This window comes from Syntrophorhabdaceae bacterium, from assembly GCA_028713955.1.
Taxonomy (GTDB): Bacteria; Desulfobacterota; Syntrophorhabdia; order Syntrophorhabdales; family Syntrophorhabdaceae; genus UBA5609.
Genome location: JAQTNJ010000043.1, coordinates 1 through 17,694, shown reverse-complemented (window position 1 = coordinate 17,694; position 17,694 = coordinate 1). Strand labels below are relative to the sequence as shown.

Below are 17,694 nucleotides of genomic sequence, written 5' to 3'. Positions count from 1 at the left end.
TTGACAGCCTATCCTCGCCGGGTAGCCTGATTGCCTTTTTCTCCTTCATGAAAAGGACCAGCCTGCGAAGGGTGCAGAAGACAAGGCTCATTGCGAAGAGGCTGATAAGCGCAATAAACCACGGGGCGTGGTATGCATCGTCAAGCCCAAGGAAACTGATGATCCTGTAAGCGCTTTCCGAATAAATAGTGAGATATTCCTCCGGGGCTGCGCCCTGCTTTATAACTGTTCCGAAGATAGAAGCAAGGGCGATAAGGGAAAGAATGAGTATGGCAAATCGCAACGAAGCGATAAAATCATATATTTCTTCGACTAAGCTCTTTTTATGGTCTGTCAGTTGGCCCCCGGCTTACTTTTTGTGACACTCTGCACATTTCGTCGGCGCATTGATCCCTTTTGCCGCGCTTTCTTTGTGACAGGTCTGGCAGTTCTTGTGGAATGCGTCCTTTGCGGGGGGTGCGTTCTCTTTAACCTCTTTTAAAAGATGGCATTGGGCACACTTGTCCGGTTCTTTCGGGTTTTTGTCTTTGTGGTGACAGGCAACACAGTCTACCCCTGCCTTTTCGACATGTGCGGTGTGTGAAAACGGAACCGGGGGAAACTTTGCCCCCTCAAGCTGAAGGCTTATCACGTCCGGTGCCTTTTTCTGTGCGCCCGCGACACAGATAGTCATAACAACAAACAATATCACTGCAACGCACAACGTGATGGTGCGTAACGGCCTTCTCATGGCTCACCCCAAAAAGTTTTTTTCATGTTATCGCAAAAAAAGCCTTTAAGTCAAGGGAATCCAACGCAAAAAGGATCACCAAACACCAAGAACCAATCGCCAAATAATAACCGATATTCAATAACCAAACAGAGATTTGTCGATATTGTTTCTCGTTTGGATATTCGGTCATTGGTTATTGGTTATTCAGAGATGCTCGTCCTGCGAACGGGAGATCCGGGTTTAGTCTACGCGTGAAGGGCGATGAAATTCTTCAGCAACGCCTGGCCGATCCTCTGGCTCTTCTCCGGGTGAAACTGGCACGCAAAGATATTATTTTTCAGCACTGAAGAGGCAAAATCTCCTCCGTATGGCGTTTTTGTCGCCGTCACATCTTCTTCCGGGAGGCAGTAGTAAGAATGCACAAAATAGAAGTGTTCGCCGGTTGCAATCCCCTTCAGGACAGGGGTCTCCTTCACGACCTCGATGCTGTTCCAGCCCATATGAGGAACCTTTATCTGGCCCTTGAATTTCGGCACGCCGCCCTTTATGATACCCATACCCTTAACGCCCGGTGCCTCTTCGCTTTTCTCAAAGAGTATCTGCATGCCGAGACAAATACCGAGATAGGGCTTGCCTTCCAGGATAATCTCTTTGAGAAAGGCAAGCAGGTCGAGCCTTTCAAGGTTTTCTATGCATTTCCCGAAGGCCCCCACGCCCGGCAAAACAACAGCGCTTGCCGACCTTATGGCCTTCTTCTCTCTGGTGATTTCCACCTCAGCGCCAAGCTTTTTGAATGCGTTGGTAACGCTTTTCAGGTTCCCCATGCCGTAATCAACGATCGCTATCATGACTTTCCCGCCCCGGCATACACCTTATGATCTGCCTTTTTTATGATCTGCCTTTTTTATGATCTGCCTTTTTTATGATCTGCCTTTTTACAGAACGCCTTTTGTGGAGAGCGCGCCTTGTACCCTCTTGTCTTTTGTCGCGGCCTCTTCGAGGGCCTTCCCGAAGGCTTTAAAGATTGCCTCTACCCTGTGGTGGAGGTTTCCCCCGTAAAGGAGGTTGATGTGCAGCGACACCTTTGCTTCATTGACAAAACCCTGGAAAAATTCCTTTACCACATCAGCGTCAAATTCCCCGGTCCTGCCATGCACCTTCCCCTTCCATACAAGGGCAGGCCTGCCGCTTATGTCTATGGCACAGATGCACAATGACTCGTCCATGGGTATTATGGCATAACCATACCGCTTTATCCCCTTGTAACCTGCGAGGATTTTGTTGAGGGCCTTCCCCATGGCAATCCCTATGTCTTCAACGGTATGGTGGTAATCAACATCAATATCTCCCTTTGCCTTTACCGTGAGATCGAAAAACCCGTGCCTTGCAAAGAGGCTGAGCATGTGGTCAAAAAAGGGTATGCCCGTCGAGATGGCGTAGGTACCGCTTCCGTCAATACACCATTGTACCGATATGGCCGTTTCTTTCGTCTTCCTCTCTATCTTTGCTTCCCTTTTCATGTAACCCCCCTATGGAATGACCTTGTTCAGCGGGTATTCAACGATTCCCTGTGCGCCGGCGCGTTTAAGCTCCGGGATGATGTTCCTCACTGTTTTCTCGTCCATGATAACCTCCACGGCAACCCATTCCTGGTCAGAAAGGTTTGAAACCGTTGGCGTGTGGAGAGACGGCAGTATGCCTGTTACCTTTTTCAGTTTATTTTTTGGCACATTCATCTTAAGCCCCACTTTTTCCTCGGCCAGGAGAGCTCCTTTCAGCAACATCGTTATGTTCTCCATCTTTGTCCGCTTCCATCCATCCTTCCATGCGCCCCTGTTCGCGATTAAAACGGTCTCTGATTCGAGGATCGTTTCGATGATCCTCAGGTTGTTTGCCTTAAGCGATGCGCCGGTCTCGGTAACCTCAACGATCGCATCGGCAAGAAGCGGGGGTTTTACCTCTGTTGCTCCCCAGGAAAATTCTACCGCTGCTTCAATGCCCTTTTTTTTCAGATACCTTTTGGTAAACCCGACGAGCTCCGTGGCGATCTTCTTGCCCTGCAGGTCCTCAACGCGCCTGATGCGGGAATCCGCCGGAACGGCAATAACCCATTTTACTCCCCTGAAACCTACCTTTCCGTACCTGAGCCTCACAAGCTCTACAACCTTTGCGTCCTGCTCAAGCACCCAGTCCCACCCGGTAATGCCCATATCGAGGATCCCGTCTTCAACATACCTGGCCATTTCCTGCGCCCTTATAACGAGACCTTCTATCTCCGGGTCATCGATGGACGGCACATAGGACCTTTCGAGCAGTTTTATATTATACCCGGCATTTTTGAACAGCTTAAAGGTGGTCTCCTGCAAACTGCCTTTCGGCAGACCTATTTTAAGAACCATACTATAGCTCCTTTCTCGCTTTTATAGCCTCTCCGTGGGCGTACAGGCCCTCGATACGGGAAAGCCTGACGGCATTGTCTCCATATCGGTCAAGAAAGTCTCTGTTGATTTTAACAAGTACTTTCCTTTTTGTAAACCTGTCAACGGAGAGACCGGCGGTAAATCTGCCTGCGCCGCCCGTTGGCAGAACATGGTTCGTTCCTATGTAATAATCACCCATGGCAACGGTAGTGTGCCGGCCAAGGTAGACCACCCCGGGGTAAAGGACGCTTTTCCCCTTTTTATCGTCCCCTATCAATTCCATGTGCTCGGGGGCGATCCGGTTAATCGCCTCAATTGCCCGGTCTATGTTCTTGTAGTGGACCATAAAACCGTTATTCTCCAGGGCCTTCTCAATAACGCTTCTTCTCTCGTTCGACGCGATGAGCCGCCGCATCTGTTCCCTGACATCGTCTATGTGCGCCCTTGAAGAAGAGAAGAGGCCGACCATTGCCATCTCATCGTGTTCTGCCTGAGAAAACATATCCCACGCTATCGCCCTTGGAGAAAACGCCTCGGCACAGAGAATGATCAGCTCCGTGGGGCCCGCGAGCATGTCAATGCCTACCTGCCCGTACACGTCGCGTTTGGCCTCCTCTACGTAAGCATTCCCCGGTCCGACTATCATGTCAACCTTTGGTATGGTGCCGATCCCGTACGAAAAGGCATATATGGCCTGCGCGCCGCCGAGCCTGTAGACGTCGTTGATGCCGAGCAATTCGCATCCGGCGGCAACATAGGGGTGTATCTCCCCCCGAATTGCAGGTGACGTGACAAAGATCTTCTTTACGCCTGCTATCTGAGCCGGCACAACACCCATAACCAGGGAAGAGGGGTATGCCGCTGTGCCTCCCGGTACATATACGAGGGCCTTTTCCACGGGGACAAAGGACTCTCTCACGACAACGCCTTTTTTTCTGTATGTCCTTCCCGGCGCCGCCTGTCCTTTGTGGTATGACCTTACGTTCCCGATCATCCCCTTCAGCACCTTGATGTCTTTCTTCTCTATCTTTGATGCTGCCCTTCGCAGCTCTTCCGCGGTAAGCCTTAACGGGTAGTCCCTGCTCCATTGATCCCACTTTCTGGAAAATCCTGCAAGGGCCTTCTCTCCCTTTGTCTCAAGCGCCGTCCTGATCGTTTCTACTGCCCGTTTCACATTGAGGCGTTTCTTTTTTCGCCCCTCGACAACAAATGCAAGGAGGTCGTTGTATTCCTTTTCAAGCTCCCACGTCTTCATCCTTCCTCCTCCTTATCTTTGCTCCAAGGCCCTTAAGTTTTTCTTCTATCTTTTCATACCCCCTGTCTATGTGGTAGATCCTCGAAACCTCCGTTGTTCCATAGGCGGTAAGCCCGGCGATTATCAGGGACGCGCTCGCCCTCAGGTCTGTTGCCATCACCTTCGCGCCGGAGAGCCGTTCAGCCCCTTTTACTATGGCGGTATTGCCTATCACCCTGATATCGGCGCCCATTCTGCGGAGCTCCGCCACGTGCATCATCCTGTTCTCGAAGATCGTCTCGGTAATAGCGCTCACCCCTTTTGAAACGGACATAAGCGCCATTATCTGGGCCTGCATGTCTGTTGGGAAGCCGGGATGGGGGATTGTCTTTGCGTCTACCGATATGGGCCTCTTTCTTGACATTATCGCTTTAATGGTTTTGTCTTTCTCCTCGATCTCCATACCCGCCTCTTTCATCTTTTCGATAACGGCCTTCAGGTGCAGGGGGTTGCAGTTCTCAATAACGATATTTCCTCTCGTGATACCGCAGGCAGCGATAAAGGTGCCCGCCTCGATCCTGTCGGGTATTACCTCATAATCACATGGTGTCAGCGACTCTGTGCCCTTGATCCTGACGACCTCTGTCCCTTCCCCTTCTATTCTGGCACCCATTCGTTTCAGCATATGGGCGAGGTCGACCACCTCCGGTTCGCGGGCAGCGTTCTCAATGATTGTTTCGCCCTTTGCGAGAGCGGCTGCCATCATAATATTTTCCGTCCCTCCAACGGTTACCGTGTCGAATGTTATTCGCCCCCCTTTAAGCCTTTTCGCTGTAACGTCAACATATCCTTCGTTGATCTTTATGTCGCAGCCGAGCGCGGCGAGCCCCTGAAGGTGCAGGTTTATCGGTCTCTCGCCGATTGCGCAGCCGCCGGGGTACGATACGGTGGCCCTTTTCAGCGCCCCCACAAGAGACCCGAGGACAAGCACGGATGCGCGCATCTCTTTTACGATCTCGTATGGCGCCACGTGGTTATCAAGGTTGCTTGTGTCTATGGTGAGGGCGTTGTCCTCTGTCCATTCCGCCTTTCCCCCGAGCATGGCAAGGAGCCTGATCATGGTCTCCACGTCCCTGAGGCGCGGAACATTTCCAATCCTATAAATGCCCCTCTTAAGGACGGTTGCCGCAATAAGGGGGAGTGCGGCGTTTTTGGACCCGCCGATCCTTACCCTTCCCTTCAGTCTTTCCCCGCCCTCTATGATGAACGTGTCCATGTCCCTATAAGCACCCTTTCGACGCCGGAGAGGTCCCTTTTTGAAACAACGGAAAACCCCCTGGCCCTGAGCGTTGTTCCAATTATTGCTGCCTGCCTGGAACCACCGATCTCGCACAGCACATACCCGCCTTCGGCAAGGTGGTTTGGCAGTTTTTCTATAAACCTCTTATATATCTCCGTGCCTTCCTGCCCACCGTGCAGTGCTGTTTTTGGCTCGAATCTTCTCACGTCTTCCATCAGGCCTTCCCACTCCTCAATGGCCACGTAAGGGAGGTTTGCTATAACCATATCAAACTTTACGGTTTCCCGAAGGCTGTCAAAGAGATCGGAACAGATAAATCTTGTCTTTTCGGACACGTTGAGTCTCCGGGCATTATACTGCGCTACGCGCAGCGCTTCAATGGATATGTCAATACAGAAGACCTCTTTCAACGTCTTTTTTGCAATAACCACACCGATTGCGCCCGACCCCGTGCCCATGTCAAGGATATGCCGCGCCCCCCTGACCTCTTCCAGTATCTTCAGGCTCTCTTCAACGAGAAGCTCTGTTTCGGGCCTTGGTATAAGAACCCTTTCATCTACATAAAATTCTTCTGAGAAAAATTCCTTTTTTTTCGTGATATAGGCAAGCGGTTTTCCCTGTGCCCTTTCTTCGAGGAGCTTTTTGATCTTCGCCGCCGTTACCACGTCAAGCTCCAGGTGCTGATTGGCCAGTACCGCCTCGTTCCCCATGTCAGAGACCAGGGAGATGATGTTGACGGCATCGAGTCTTTTAACGGCCCCGTTTTGAAACATAATGTCTCTGATGCGCACCGTTGTGGTTATCCTTTTTTTAGTGTCTCTGATTGGAAGTGGGCTATCAATGGGGATATTATGGCGACGATGTCGCCGTTCAAAACATCCTGCAGCTTATATAAAGTAAGGCCGATCCTGTGATCGGTAACCCTGCCCTGCGGAAAGTTGTATGTCCGTATCCGCTCGCTCCTGTCACCGGTACCAACCTGTTTCCTTCTCTCGTCAGACATCTCCTGTTCCTTCTCGCTCTCCAGCTTTTCTTTCAGTCTTGCCCTGAGTACCCTCATGGCCTTTGCCTTATTCTTGTGCTGGGATTTTTCGTCCTGGCACGTTACCACGATCCCCGTCGGCATGTGCGTGATTCTCACCGCCGAATCGGTTGTGTTTACGTGCTGGCCGCCGGGTCCGCTGGAACGGAACACATCGATCCTTATCTCGTCCGGGTTTATGTTTATTTCCAGCTCCTCTGGTTCCGGCAGGACTGCCACGGTAACGGTGGAGGTATGTATCCGCCCCTGTGCTTCTGTCTGTGGAACGCGCTGAACCCTGTGGACGCCGCTCTCATAGCGAAGCATGCTGAAGGCGTCCTTCCCCTCCACCAGCAGGACGACCTCCTTGAGGCCGCCGAGGTCCGACATGCTGACCGTCATGATCTCTGTCTTCCACCGCATGTTCTCGGCGTACTTCATGTACATTGAAAAGAGGTCTCTTGCAAAAAGGGCCGCCTCTTCGCCGCCTGTCCCGGCCCTTATTTCGAGAAACATGCTTTTTGCCTGCTTCTCTCCCTTGCTGAGGAGCTTTTCCCTTAGAGAGGATTCAAGCCTCTCCATTTCCTTCTCGAGGAATGTTATCTCGTCCCTGGCAAGGACCCTCATTCCCTCTTCTGATGCCGTTTTGAGAACCTCCTGCGTCCTGAGCGTCTCCTCGTTCCTTTTCTTCCATTCCCTGAAGAGGTCTACCAGCTCCTTAATCTCTGCCCGCTCTTTGGCAAGTTTTTTGTAGGACTCCAGGTTGGCAAGCGCTTCAGGCCTTACCATCTCTTCCTCTATCTCCTGATACCTTTTTTCTATCTCCTGGAGCCGTTCAAACATTATTTCGTCTTTTTGCCATAGCGCCTTTCAAACTTCTCAACCTGGCCGGTTGAGTCTAAGCGCTTCTCTTTGCCGGTAAATATAGGGTGGCACTTTGCGCAAATCTCCACGGTAATCTTATCCTTAATGGACAGCGTCTCGAAGGTGTGGCCGCAGGCACACTTTACCGTCGCCTTCTTTAAGTCCGGATGGATTCCTTTTTTCATGTTCAACCTCCTTTGCTCATAGAATTGAGAAAATCCTGGTTTGACTCCGCGTCTACCATCTTTTCAAGCAGAAACTCCATCGATTCAACGGGGTTCATCGGTTGTAAGACCTTCCTCAGCAACCACGTCCTTGAGAGGTCGTTGCCTTCTAACAGCAATTCCTCTTTTCTCGTGCCGGATTTATTTATATCAATAGCGGGGAAGACCCTCTTCTCCGCGAGCTTTCTATCGAGATATATCTCCATGTTTCCCGTACCCTTGAACTCCTCGAAGATCACCTCGTCCATCCTGCTCCCGGTATCTATCAGCGCCGTGGCAACGATCGTCAGGCTTCCTCCCTCTTCAATATTTTTCGCTGCTCCAAAAAAACGTCTCGGCTTCTGCATTGCGGACGCGTCAATGCCTCCCGACAGGATCTTCCCGCTTGATGGGACAACGGTATTATAGGCCCTCGCAAGTCTCGTTATGCTGTCGAGCAGTATCACCACGTCCCTCTTGTGCTCCACAAGTCTCTTCGCTTTCTCTATAACGATCTCCGCCACCTGAACGTGTCTCGTCGCGGGCTCATCAAAGGTAGAGCTTATGACCTCTCCTTTTACCGAACGTATCATGTCCGTAACCTCCTCTGGCCTTTCGTCTATGAGGAGGACAATAAGAAAGATCTCTTTATGGTTCTGTGTAATGCTGTTTGCAATGTGCTGGAGGAGCATTGTTTTTCCGGTCCTGGGCGGCGCAACGATCAGTCCCCTCTGGCCCTTGCCAATGGGGGTGAATAGATCCATTACCCTCGTTGAGAGGCTGTTCTGTTCTGTTTCAAGCTTTATCCTTTCGTCCGGGTATATGGGCGTAAGATTATCAAATATTATCTTATCCCTGACCGCGCCGGGGTCATCAAAATTTATCGATTCGACCTTTAAAAGGGCAAAGTACTTTTCGTTGTCTTTTGGGGGGCGGATCTGTCCTGAGGTCGTATCCCCTGTTCTGAGGCCGAACTTCTTGATCTGCGAGGGCGATACATATATATCGTCCGGGCCGGGCAAGTAGTTTGAATCGGTGGAACGCAGGAAGCCGAACCCTTCGGAAAGGATCTCCAGGACCCCTTCCCCGTAGACCGACTCGTTCTTGTCGACAAAGGCCTGCAGTATGGCAAATATAAGCTCCTGCTTTCTCAGTCCGGAGGCGTTCTCAACGTTCAACTCCCTTGCCATGTGTGTAAGTTCTCCTATTTTCTTACTTTTCAGCGCATTAAGGTGCATGTACCTTTACCTCCCATTCTTTTATCCTTTGCAGCAGTTTTTTAACTTCTTTTTCAAGGCCGGTCCTTGTCCCGTTGTTGTTAATTACGTAGTCGGCCATCTTCTCTTTTTCTTTCAGTGGAATCTGGTGAGGTATCCGTTGGCCAATGTCTTCTTCGGTCATGCCTCTCGCCCTCAGTCTTTCCTTTATCGTTGCCGCCTCCGCAGAGACAACGACGATCTTGTCAAATTGTTTATGCAGCCCCTTTTCAAATAAAAGCGGTCCGTCAACAAAAACGATCTCGACCCCCGACCTTTCCAGTTCGTCAAGTCTCTGCCGGAGGGCGTTTCTTACCCTCGGATGTATAATTGCTTCGAGCCTGCGGAGCGCCTCCCCGTTTTTAAATACCTCGTCCCGCAAGCGGGCCACGTCAACGGCGTTTCCCGAAACATACTCGTCGCCAAGTTGATCCCGTATCTCCGCCAGGACTTCCTCTTTCTTAATCAGATCCTTTGACAGCCGGTCAAGGTCTATTATCTCAAACCCTCTGTTTTTCAGTGTGCTTGATGCGGTTGTTTTACCGCTCCCGATAATCCCTGTTATCCCTATGGTAATCATACATCAAGGTTTCTGACGCTGAGGGCGTTATCCTCGATAAATTTTCTCCTTGTTTCGATGTTGTTTCCCATGAGCACCGTGAACACCTGATCCGCCTCAACGGCGTCCTCTATGGACACCCTGAGGAGGCGCCTCTTGTCCGGGTCCATGGTTGTCCCCCAGAGCTGTTCCGGGTTCATTTCTCCCAGACCCTTGTATCTCTGTATATTTATTCCTTCCTTGCCTTTTTCGCTCACGAGGTTCAGCAGCTCCACCGCGCTTATTGTTTCCGCTCCGTTTTCCCCGTCCCCGATCCTTATCTCCTCGTCATAGAATTGCCGTATCTCCTGAAAGGCCTTGTAGGATTCGCCGTAATCTCCCTGGGAACAAAGCTCATAATCGATCCGTACCTGAGCGGGGCCCTTCTTTGTGTCGGCCCCCCTTATGTTCAGTGCGAAGAGGTTGTGCTCCCTGTCCTTTATTTTTTCGACCGTGTGCCCAAGTTTCCTCAGATAATCTGCATATGCATCGGTCTTTTCCGGGGATTCGAAGTCTTGTCTTGTTGCTATGCACAAACGCATGAGCCCAAGTATTGTCTCGCGGGTCACGCCTATTGCCTGCAGGTTCTTTATGTATCGTTCCACGGTCTTAAGTTTCTCGATCTTATTTCTAAGTTCCTCTCCGTCCGCCTGGTTGCCCCCGATGTAGCACCGTATCTTTCCTATTCCCCGCTCCACAATGTTCCTGTCGAACTCTTCTTCGTCCTTTGCGTAAACCTCCCGGTTCCCGTGCTTTATTTTATACAGCGGCGGCTGGGCTATATACAGGTGCCCCTCTGTAATGAGGTCCGGCATCTGTCTGTAGAAAAATGTTAAGAGGAGCGTCCGGATATGCGAACCATCAACGTCGGCATCCGTCATTATTATTACCTTGTTGTATCGTAGTCTCGTTTTGTTGTCGGAATTGATACCAACCGCAAGGTAGATGGACTTGATCTCCAGGTTTGAAAGGACCTTTTCTTCCCTTGACTTTTCAACGTTCAGTATCTTGCCCTTGAGGGGCAGTATTGCCTGGGTCCTTCTGTTCCTGCCCTGTTTCGCGGAGCCGCCCGCGGAATCGCCCTCTACTATAAAGAGCTCACAAAGTTCCGGGTCGCTTTCCTGACAGTCGGCAAGTTTCCCGGGGAGCACCCCGCTCTCGATGAGGCTCTTGCTCTTTACGAGCTCCTTTGCCTTTTTTGCGGCCTCTCTCGCCCTTCTTGTCTCGAGTGCCTTGTTGACTATCGTTTTCGCTTTGTCCGGGTTGAGTTCCAGATATTCCGCGATCTTCTCGTTGAGCACTGACTCCACAAGTCCCTTTATCTCGCTGTTTCCGAGCTTCGACTTCGTCTGCCCTTCGAATTGCGGATTTTGTATCTTGATGCTGAGAACAGCCACCAGACCTTCTTTTATGTCATCTCCCGAGAGGCTTTCTTTTACCTTTTGGGACATGTTGTTCTGTATAAAGTTGTTTATACACCTTGTCATGGCCCCCCTGAAGCCCGCTACGTGGGTGCCCCCTTCTTTTGTGTTCACGTTGTTCACAAAGCTGTAAATGTTTTCGTTATAGCTGTCGTTATACTGAACGGCAAGCTCGATAGTGTCGAGGGGTGGTCTGGTGCTTGATATATACATTGGATCTTCAAAAAGGGCGCTCTTGTTGGTATTCAAATATTTTACAAAAGATTTTATTCCGCCTTCGTACTTGAAGTCCTGCCGCTTTCCTTTTTTCTCGTCAACGAGGATTATGTTTATGCCGTTGTTGAGGAAGGAGACCTCTCTCATTCTGTGCACAATAATATCGTAGCTGATATCCGTTGTTTCGAAGAGGCTGCTGTCCGGCTTGAACCGCACTTTTGTCCCGGTTTTATCTGTGTCCCCGACAACCTTGAGCTCTGTCATTTTATTCCCATACTCATATCTCTGGTAGTAGACCTTGTTGTCCCTTCTAACCTCCACCTCCAGATACTCGGAAAGCGCGTTCACGACCGAGAGTCCGACGCCGTGAAGACCCGCTGAATATTTGTATGTATCTTTATCAAACTTCCCGCCTGCGTGCAGCATTGTAAGCACCACTTCGAGCGCCGTCATATTCTCTTCGCCGTGCTCCTCTACCGGGATGCCCCTTCCGTTATCTTCAACGGTCACGCTGTTATCCCTGTGTACGGTTATGAATATTTTGTCACAATATCCTTCGAGCGCTTCGTCAACGCTGTTATCCACGAGTTCATATACGAGGTGGTGCAGTCCTTCTACGCCCGTATTCCCGATATACATAGAGGGAACCTTTCTTACCGCATCAAGGCCCCCAAGTATTTTTATGCTTTCCGCTCCGTATTCTCTCATTCTATATCCTTATCGGCATCACTATGTTTTTATAGTCTTCCTCTTGCTCGCCCCTAAAAAGAACCGCACCGTATGTTGACGGCGCCATCATTATAACCTTTTCCCCTGCTATATGAGTAACCACATCAAAAATAAACCTTACATTAAAGCTCATACTTGTTTGTTCTCCTTCATATTCTACTTCTATTATCTCCTTTGCTCTTCCGATGTCTGATTCCGCATCTATCTCCATGTTCGTCCCGGAAAATGATATTTTTACCGGTTCCGATCTTCCAATAATTGCGGAAACCCTTTTCAATCCTCTATGAAAAGATTCTTTTTCTATCTTTACTATCTTTGAACTGCTCGTTGGAAGAACGTTTTCATAGTCTGGAAAGTTTCCTTCTATTATTCTTGTTATGATCTTTATCTTCTCTGTGCTGAATTGTATATATTTTTCCTCTATTGCTATTTTTACCTCGTCTTCCTCTTCAATAATCCTCTCTATCTCCAATACCGACCTTTTCGGTATGGTTACGCCTTTAAATCCCTTCATTCCTTTTGTCTTTCTCTGACACAACGCCATTCTAAACCCATCCGTTCCTACCACCACCAATTCTCCTGCGAGCCCCTGCATATACATTCCCGTTAATATATATCTCGTTTCGTCGGTGGATATTGCAAAGCCTACCTTTTCTATCATTTCCAATAATGTCTTCCCATCTATCTTTAACTCCTCTTTTCCCTTTATCTCCTTTGTTTCCGGGAATTCCTCCGGGTCCTGCAGACTTAATACAATCTCTGTCTTTTTTTGCTTGATCGTCAATGTATTCTCGTCAAGTGATAATAATATCTCTCCGTTTTCAAGTTCTCTCAGTACTTCCAAAAATTTTCTGCCATGCACAACTATTTTTCTCTCCTTCTCCGCTTTGCAATCCATATATGCAATTGCGCTTACTTCCAGGTCTGTGGAGAATATCGTCGTTCCTTCCTTGCCAAATTCCAAAAGTACATTTGAAAGAATCGGCATGAGAGATCTTTTTTCTGTAATGCTGACAACTTTTGAAACAGGTACAAGTATTGTGTTTTTATCTATTATTATATTCATATATACCTCTCATATTATTAATAAACACTGTGTATATGTTAAAAAATATGTATGCGCATAAAAGTAAAAGGGAAAGCATTTTTTAACTTTGTTCAAAAGAACATAAGAAATGTAAACTCATGTTGATTTAAGCTTCTGTTCTATCTTTTCAACAGCGGCTTTCAACTCCTTTTTAACCTTTATATCTTCCTTTATTTTTTTAATAGAGTGGATAATGGTAGCGTGGTCCTTACCGCCGAACTTTTCACCGATACCAACAAGAGAATAATCTGTTAGTTCCCGCGACAGATATATAGCAACCTGCCTTGGAATAAGAATAGATTTTATTCTTTTTTTAGACTTAAGGTCTGAAGAACTTATGGAAAAATACAACGACACCTCTTTAATAATCATATCTATTGTAATCTCTCTTCCCTTCTCTTTAATAATGTGCCCTATTACTTCTTTTACAAGATCAACATTGATCGTAACCTTATTCAAAGAAGCAAATGCGCCTATCCTTATTAAAGACCCTTCAAGAGAACGTATGCTGTCCTCTGAATTAGAAGCAATAAAAAAGGCAACGTCTAAAGGAAGGTCTATCCCCTCAATTTCCGCCTTTTTATTAAGTATGGCAACCTTGGTCTCGATGTCGGGGGACTGTATGTCCGCCACGAGGCCCCATTCAAAACGGGACTTAAGCCGCTCCTCAAAGTTTTCAATATCTCTTGGAAACTTGTCGCTTGTAACAACAATCTGTTTCATGTTGTCATAAAGGGTATTAAATGTATGAAAAAATTCCGCCTGCGTTCTTTCTTTGCCGGCAATAAACTGTATATCGTCGATAAGCAGCATATCCATCTTTCTAAACCTGTTTCTGAACTCCTCCATCTTCTCGTAGCGGATAGAGTTAATAAGTTCATTTGTAAACGATTCGGCGGTTATATAACATATCCTGTCAGGATTAACGCTGCCGTGTTTGATAAGAAAATTTCCGATAGCATTTAAAAGGTGCGTCTTGCCAAGCCCGACACCACCATAAATAAAAAGAGGGTTGTAGGTCTTGCCGGGATTTGTTGCAACGGCAAGGCACGCGGCGTTAGCAAACTGGTTGCTCGAGCCGACAACGAAACTTTCAAAGGTATACCGCGCATTAAAAAGATTATACTGGCTGGGCCGCCTGACGACAACGCCCCTTTTCTCCTCCGGCCTTTCTTCTTTTTTTAAAATATATTCTATGGTTACGTCATTTTTTACAAGATCTTTTAAGAGTGACAGCAGAATGGGCTCGAAGTTTTCTATAACCCAGTCCCGAAAGAAGGCATTCGGAACAAGGACCATGCACCGGTTGTCTTTAAAGTCAGCGAGCACAAGCGGCTCAATCCATGTTTTATAGCTGTCTTCGTTTATAATGCTTGCGATTTTACGCTTAATCTGTGAAAGAATATCGTTCATTTTTTAGATACTTTTCAACACGTTTTCAACATTTGTGGAAAATCTTAGCGCTCTTGAATGGCTTAGAGATTCATCATAATACTAAAACAAAATAATTTCAACCTTTTTTTGCCCAAACACCGGTCAAAACAATATACTATTTATAGCGGGTCCGGACCAAACATCATATTGCCAGGACCGATTAATTCTGGTAGTATAGGCAACACATGAAGACCGGATACAAGACCCTTCTCCTTGCGCTCGTCCTTTTCCTTTGCTCCTGCACCGCCCACGCAGACCCGGTGTCGGACGGTTTAAAGAGGGCAAGGGCACAGGGAAGGGCGGTGGTCATGTATTTCTACAGCCAATACTGCCCATATTGTGATGCCATGGACAGCAACGTGTTAAACGATAATGTTATCGGCGCATCGCTCAAAAAGGATTTTGTCTACATCAGGGCAGACATTGACCACAGGCCCGATCTGGCGCGCAAATACCAGATCAGGGGCTACCCCACAACCATCCTGACGGAAAGTAACGGAAGGATCATCGTAAAGATACCCGGTTATATTCCGAAAACGGATTTTCGAAAGATACTTTCCTATCTTAAGGGCAAGCACTACAAAACAATGAGTCTGGGAGACTATCTTAAGGGCGGCGGATAAAAACGGCGCCTACAACACCGTCCTGAACGACACAAGATTCCTTCGCCAGTAGCTTGAATCCACATTGTCTACCGTAACACCCCTTGATTTGGAAGCGTGGATAAACTCACGGTCGTTGAGCATGATGCCGAGGTGAAGCCCCTTGTTTATCTTGAAGAAGACAAGATCCCCCGGCTGAACGCTGTCCCTGGGGATTTGATATCCCATCCCGAGAAGCCCTTCGGCGGTTACAGGAAGGACAACGCTCGATTGCTTGAAGACATAATATACAAAACCGCTGCAGTCAAAGGCATCAGGCCCCTTGGCGCCGCTCCTGTATGGTTTCCCCATGAACGCAACCGATGACTGTATAATATCACCGCGAATCTCCGATGTTGACTCATAGACCCTGACCTTCTTCGGGGCACAACAAAAGAGGCTTGAAAAAAGGAGAAAAACAACGAGAATTCTTACAAAGATCGTTCTCATGGGGGCCTAACCATACCTTCTCACAATGTCAACAATACCCGTGAGAGAGCCGCCGCAACAGGCGTGTTTTATATGGGGCAGGACCTTCTCGTGAGGATTGAATCCGATGGGGAGGCCAACGGCCCCGAACATGCCGATATCCCCCTCTCCGTCCCCGACGGCACAGGCCTCTTTTCTGTCAAGCCCTGACCGGCCAAGCATGGCGCCTATAAGGACCCCCTTTTTGTCATATTCAACGTTGATCCTTACCTCCCCGGTGAGGACCCCGTTTTTGCTGAGGAGCTCGTTCGAGGCAGCACCGTCGATAGAGAGCTCGGCCCTTACCAGGTCCACGAGAATTGACAGGCCCGTTGACACAATAAAGGTGGCGATGCCCATATCTTTTACTGAACGGATCGCCTCCTTTGCGCCGTCCTGATAGGGGATTCCCCGTATAACATTCATCACATCGGCAACCGGCAACCCCCTCCAGAGGAGGGCATCCCTCCTGCAGAATTCATGGTAGTCTATCTCGCCTTCCCGGAAGAGCCTCTGGTACAGATCGGCATGGTTGTTCCAAAGGCCCAGCCTCCTGTGCAGAAACTCCCAACTGCTCTTTACCTTGGTTAGCGTGCCGTCGCAGTCAAGAAAGATAATTTTGATGGGCATTGGGTTTTATATCACCAATGGCTGAAAAAATCTATTTTTTATGATCCCGCAATACACTATACTATCCTTATGGAGCTCTTCGATACACATACGCACGTTTTTCCCACCGAGGTCATAAAGGACAGGGAAAGAATATCGCAACGGGACAAGAGATTTGCCGTTATTTACGGGAACCCGGGCGCCAGGATGACAGACATTAACGGGCTTCTGGCATATATGAACAAAGAGGGCATAACAAGATGCGTTGCCTGCGGCTTTTCCTTTCAGGACGAGGGCCTCCTCAGGCTGTCAAACGATTATATCCTGGAGGCAGCATCAAGGGCGCCGTCCCTTGTTCCTTTTGTTCAGGCGAGCCTCGAAAACGAAAGGAACGCCGTGGACGAACTGGAGAGATGTTTTGCCCTGGGCGCCAGGGGCGTAGGGGAGATAGCCCTCTACGAAAGAAGTCTCGACAGCAAGTCGCTCCGCAGACTTGAAGGCATTGCGCGGTACGCGGAGGAGAAGCAGAAGATACTGATGCTCCACGCGAACGAACAGGTCGGCCACGTTTACGGCGGAAAGGTACGGGCAGATTTAGGGCAGATCGTTCAGTTCATCGAGAAGCACCGCAGCATGGACATTATCCTTTCGCATTTGGGCGGAGGTCTCTGCTTTTTTGAGCTCATGCCGGAGGTGCGGGAGTCCCTCGGCAGGACCTATTACGACATTGCCGCAATACCCTTTGTCTATTCGGCAGACATCTACAGGTTTATTGAAGAGTTTCTCTGGGAAAAGGTGTTTTTTGGATCAGACTACCCGCTGCTTGCCGCCGCACGTTACAGGGCCGGCATATCGCGGATGGAGCAGGGGAAGCAGGACGGCATATGGTTTGGCAATGCAAAGAGGGTATTTGGAGACGTCTGACTGGGACACAAGGTATAGAGAGGGGTTTTATGGTGAGGAAAAAGGACCCCACAGCCTTCTGGAGCGATTCGCACCCATTGTTCCCGCGGGGATTGCCGTAGATATTGCAATGGGCAGCGGGCGGGACGCCATTTTTCTTGCCGAAAGGGGGTTTGCCGTATATGGGCTTGAAAGGTCCATGGAGGCCATAAAGAAGTCCCGTCAAACAATGGCGGAGAGAGGCAAAAATATCTTTGCCGTCTATGGCGACGCGAACAACCTGCCCTTCAGAAGCGGGTCGGCCGACATGGTTGTTGTATTCTATTTTTTGCTCAGGAACATTATGGAAGAGATCTCCCGGCTCTTGCGGAAAGGTGGTATACTGATATACGAGACCTTTTTAAAAAGACAGAATCTCATTGACAGGCACAGGGAAGAAGAGTATCTGTTGGACGACGGAGAGCTCATCGGATATTTTCCGGAAATGGAGCCGCTCTTCTATGAGGAGACGATAACCAACCGTGCGGGCAAGAGGAGAATCATAGCACGATATGCGGGGAGGAAGAGATGATCGTTGA

General features: G+C 48.9%; 20 protein-coding genes. 3 read left to right on the top strand and 17 right to left on the bottom strand.

Features of this window, described 5'->3' with window-relative positions:
- From PHU49_05860 to dnaA, 15 genes are all read right to left on the bottom strand, one after another.
- On the bottom strand, window positions 1-283 hold a 283-nt coding region (locus PHU49_05860; protein MDD5243524.1), incomplete at its 3' end, for a cytochrome c biogenesis protein ResB.
- A 66-nt stretch (window positions 284-349) separates the two neighbouring features.
- Window positions 350-730: a cytochrome c3 family protein gene (locus PHU49_05855; GenBank protein ID MDD5243523.1), complete on the bottom strand. Its 381-nt coding sequence runs from the start codon at window positions 728-730 to the stop codon at window positions 350-352.
- A 227-nt stretch (window positions 731-957) separates the two neighbouring features.
- Window positions 958-1,560: an imidazole glycerol phosphate synthase subunit HisH gene (gene hisH / locus PHU49_05850; GenBank protein MDD5243522.1), complete on the bottom strand. Its 603-nt coding sequence runs from the start codon at window positions 1,558-1,560 to the stop codon at window positions 958-960.
- An 87-nt stretch (window positions 1,561-1,647) separates the two neighbouring features.
- Window positions 1,648-2,232: an imidazoleglycerol-phosphate dehydratase HisB gene (hisB, locus tag PHU49_05845; protein ID MDD5243521.1), complete on the bottom strand. Its 585-nt coding sequence runs from the start codon at window positions 2,230-2,232 to the stop codon at window positions 1,648-1,650.
- Window positions 2,233-2,241: 9 nt separating this feature from the next.
- Window positions 2,242-3,111: an ATP phosphoribosyltransferase gene (gene hisG / locus PHU49_05840; protein MDD5243520.1), complete on the bottom strand. Its 870-nt coding sequence runs from the start codon at window positions 3,109-3,111 to the stop codon at window positions 2,242-2,244.
- Between the two features lies 1 nt (window position 3,112).
- Window positions 3,113-4,387: a histidinol dehydrogenase gene (gene hisD, locus PHU49_05835; GenBank protein MDD5243519.1), complete on the bottom strand. Its 1,275-nt coding sequence runs from the start codon at window positions 4,385-4,387 to the stop codon at window positions 3,113-3,115.
- Window positions 4,368-5,642, bottom strand: a complete 1,275-nt coding sequence (murA, locus tag PHU49_05830) for a UDP-N-acetylglucosamine 1-carboxyvinyltransferase (protein ID MDD5243518.1) — start codon at window positions 5,640-5,642, stop codon at window positions 4,368-4,370. Before murA ends, hisD begins: the two co-directional genes overlap by 20 nt.
- A complete protein-coding gene (prmC, locus tag PHU49_05825; protein MDD5243517.1) occupies window positions 5,624-6,439 on the bottom strand; it encodes a peptide chain release factor N(5)-glutamine methyltransferase in 816 nt (271 codons plus the stop codon). The genes murA and prmC overlap by 19 nt, the downstream gene beginning before the upstream one ends.
- Window positions 6,440-6,465: 26 nt before the next feature.
- The gene (prfA, locus tag PHU49_05820) at window positions 6,466-7,530 is read right to left on the bottom strand and encodes a peptide chain release factor 1 (protein MDD5243516.1); all 1,065 of its coding nucleotides are present in this window, start codon (window positions 7,528-7,530) and stop codon (window positions 6,466-6,468) included.
- Entirely contained in the window at window positions 7,530-7,736 is a 207-nt protein-coding gene (rpmE, locus tag PHU49_05815) for a 50S ribosomal protein L31 (protein ID MDD5243515.1), read from the bottom strand. Before rpmE ends, prfA begins: the two co-directional genes overlap by 1 nt.
- 2 nt (window positions 7,737-7,738) lie before the next feature.
- Window positions 7,739-8,992: a transcription termination factor Rho gene (rho, locus tag PHU49_05810; GenBank protein ID MDD5243514.1), complete on the bottom strand. Its 1,254-nt coding sequence runs from the start codon at window positions 8,990-8,992 to the stop codon at window positions 7,739-7,741.
- Entirely contained in the window at window positions 8,982-9,590 is a 609-nt protein-coding gene (coaE, locus tag PHU49_05805; GenBank protein MDD5243513.1) for a dephospho-CoA kinase, read from the bottom strand. The genes rho and coaE overlap by 11 nt, the downstream gene beginning before the upstream one ends.
- Window positions 9,587-11,953, bottom strand: a complete 2,367-nt coding sequence (gene gyrB / locus PHU49_05800; protein ID MDD5243512.1) for a DNA topoisomerase (ATP-hydrolyzing) subunit B — start codon at window positions 11,951-11,953, stop codon at window positions 9,587-9,589. The genes coaE and gyrB overlap by 4 nt, the downstream gene beginning before the upstream one ends.
- 1 nt (window position 11,954) lies before the next feature.
- Entirely contained in the window at window positions 11,955-13,040 is a 1,086-nt protein-coding gene (dnaN, locus tag PHU49_05795) for a DNA polymerase III subunit beta (GenBank protein ID MDD5243511.1), read from the bottom strand.
- A 117-nt stretch (window positions 13,041-13,157) separates the two neighbouring features.
- Complete coding sequence (gene dnaA, locus PHU49_05790; GenBank protein ID MDD5243510.1) at window positions 13,158-14,474, bottom strand: chromosomal replication initiator protein DnaA; 1,317 nt, start codon at window positions 14,472-14,474, stop codon at window positions 13,158-13,160.
- Window positions 14,475-14,680: 206 nt separating this feature from the next.
- Between dnaA and PHU49_05785 the strand changes: the two genes are divergently transcribed.
- Window positions 14,681-15,118: a thioredoxin fold domain-containing protein gene (locus PHU49_05785; protein ID MDD5243509.1), complete on the top strand. Its 438-nt coding sequence runs from the start codon at window positions 14,681-14,683 to the stop codon at window positions 15,116-15,118.
- 9 nt (window positions 15,119-15,127) lie between these two features.
- Here PHU49_05785 and PHU49_05780 read toward each other — a convergent pair whose 3' ends face one another.
- Both PHU49_05780 and PHU49_05775 read right to left on the bottom strand, forming a co-directional pair.
- On the bottom strand, window positions 15,128-15,586 hold the full coding sequence (locus PHU49_05780) for a C40 family peptidase (protein MDD5243508.1): 459 nt from the start codon (window positions 15,584-15,586) through the stop codon (window positions 15,128-15,130).
- A 6-nt stretch (window positions 15,587-15,592) separates the two neighbouring features.
- Window positions 15,593-16,234, bottom strand: coding sequence for an HAD-IB family phosphatase (locus PHU49_05775; GenBank protein ID MDD5243507.1), 642 nt, complete (start codon window positions 16,232-16,234; stop codon window positions 15,593-15,595).
- Between the two features lie 69 nt (window positions 16,235-16,303).
- Between PHU49_05775 and PHU49_05770 the strand changes: the two genes are divergently transcribed.
- A complete protein-coding gene (locus PHU49_05770) occupies window positions 16,304-17,137 on the top strand; it encodes an amidohydrolase family protein (protein ID MDD5243506.1) in 834 nt (277 codons plus the stop codon).
- Window positions 17,124-17,687 (top strand): class I SAM-dependent methyltransferase, encoded by a 564-nt coding sequence (locus tag PHU49_05765; protein ID MDD5243505.1) that lies wholly within the window; start codon window positions 17,124-17,126, stop codon window positions 17,685-17,687. The genes PHU49_05770 and PHU49_05765 overlap by 14 nt, the downstream gene beginning before the upstream one ends.
- The last annotated feature ends 7 nt before the right edge of the window (window positions 17,688-17,694 follow it).

Coding starts and splice junctions, on each gene's coding strand:
- PHU49_05855 (MDD5243523.1), bottom strand. CDS start 730: ATGAGAAGGCCGTTACGCACCATCACGTTGTGCGTTGCAGTGATATTG.
- hisH (MDD5243522.1), bottom strand. CDS start 1,560: ATGATAGCGATCGTTGATTACGGCATGGGGAACCTGAAAAGCGTTACC.
- hisB (MDD5243521.1), bottom strand. CDS start 2,232: ATGAAAAGGGAAGCAAAGATAGAGAGGAAGACGAAAGAAACGGCCATA.
- hisG (MDD5243520.1), bottom strand. CDS start 3,111: ATGGTTCTTAAAATAGGTCTGCCGAAAGGCAGTTTGCAGGAGACCACC.
- hisD (MDD5243519.1), bottom strand. CDS start 4,387: ATGAAGACGTGGGAGCTTGAAAAGGAATACAACGACCTCCTTGCATTT.
- murA (MDD5243518.1), bottom strand. CDS start 5,642: ATGGACACGTTCATCATAGAGGGCGGGGAAAGACTGAAGGGAAGGGTA.
- prmC (MDD5243517.1), bottom strand. CDS start 6,439: ATGTTTCAAAACGGGGCCGTTAAAAGACTCGATGCCGTCAACATCATC.
- prfA (MDD5243516.1), bottom strand. CDS start 7,530: ATGTTTGAACGGCTCCAGGAGATAGAAAAAAGGTATCAGGAGATAGAG.
- rpmE (MDD5243515.1), bottom strand. CDS start 7,736: ATGAAAAAAGGAATCCATCCGGACTTAAAGAAGGCGACGGTAAAGTGT.
- rho (MDD5243514.1), bottom strand. CDS start 8,992: ATGCACCTTAATGCGCTGAAAAGTAAGAAAATAGGAGAACTTACACAC.
- coaE (MDD5243513.1), bottom strand. CDS start 9,590: ATGATTACCATAGGGATAACAGGGATTATCGGGAGCGGTAAAACAACC.
- gyrB (MDD5243512.1), bottom strand. CDS start 11,953: ATGAGAGAATACGGAGCGGAAAGCATAAAAATACTTGGGGGCCTTGAT.
- dnaN (MDD5243511.1), bottom strand. CDS start 13,040: ATGAATATAATAATAGATAAAAACACAATACTTGTACCTGTTTCAAAA.
- dnaA (MDD5243510.1), bottom strand. CDS start 14,474: ATGAACGATATTCTTTCACAGATTAAGCGTAAAATCGCAAGCATTATA.
- PHU49_05785 (MDD5243509.1), top strand. CDS start 14,681: ATGAAGACCGGATACAAGACCCTTCTCCTTGCGCTCGTCCTTTTCCTT.
- PHU49_05780 (MDD5243508.1), bottom strand. CDS start 15,586: ATGAGAACGATCTTTGTAAGAATTCTCGTTGTTTTTCTCCTTTTTTCA.
- PHU49_05775 (MDD5243507.1), bottom strand. CDS start 16,234: ATGCCCATCAAAATTATCTTTCTTGACTGCGACGGCACGCTAACCAAG.
- PHU49_05770 (MDD5243506.1), top strand. CDS start 16,304: ATGGAGCTCTTCGATACACATACGCACGTTTTTCCCACCGAGGTCATA.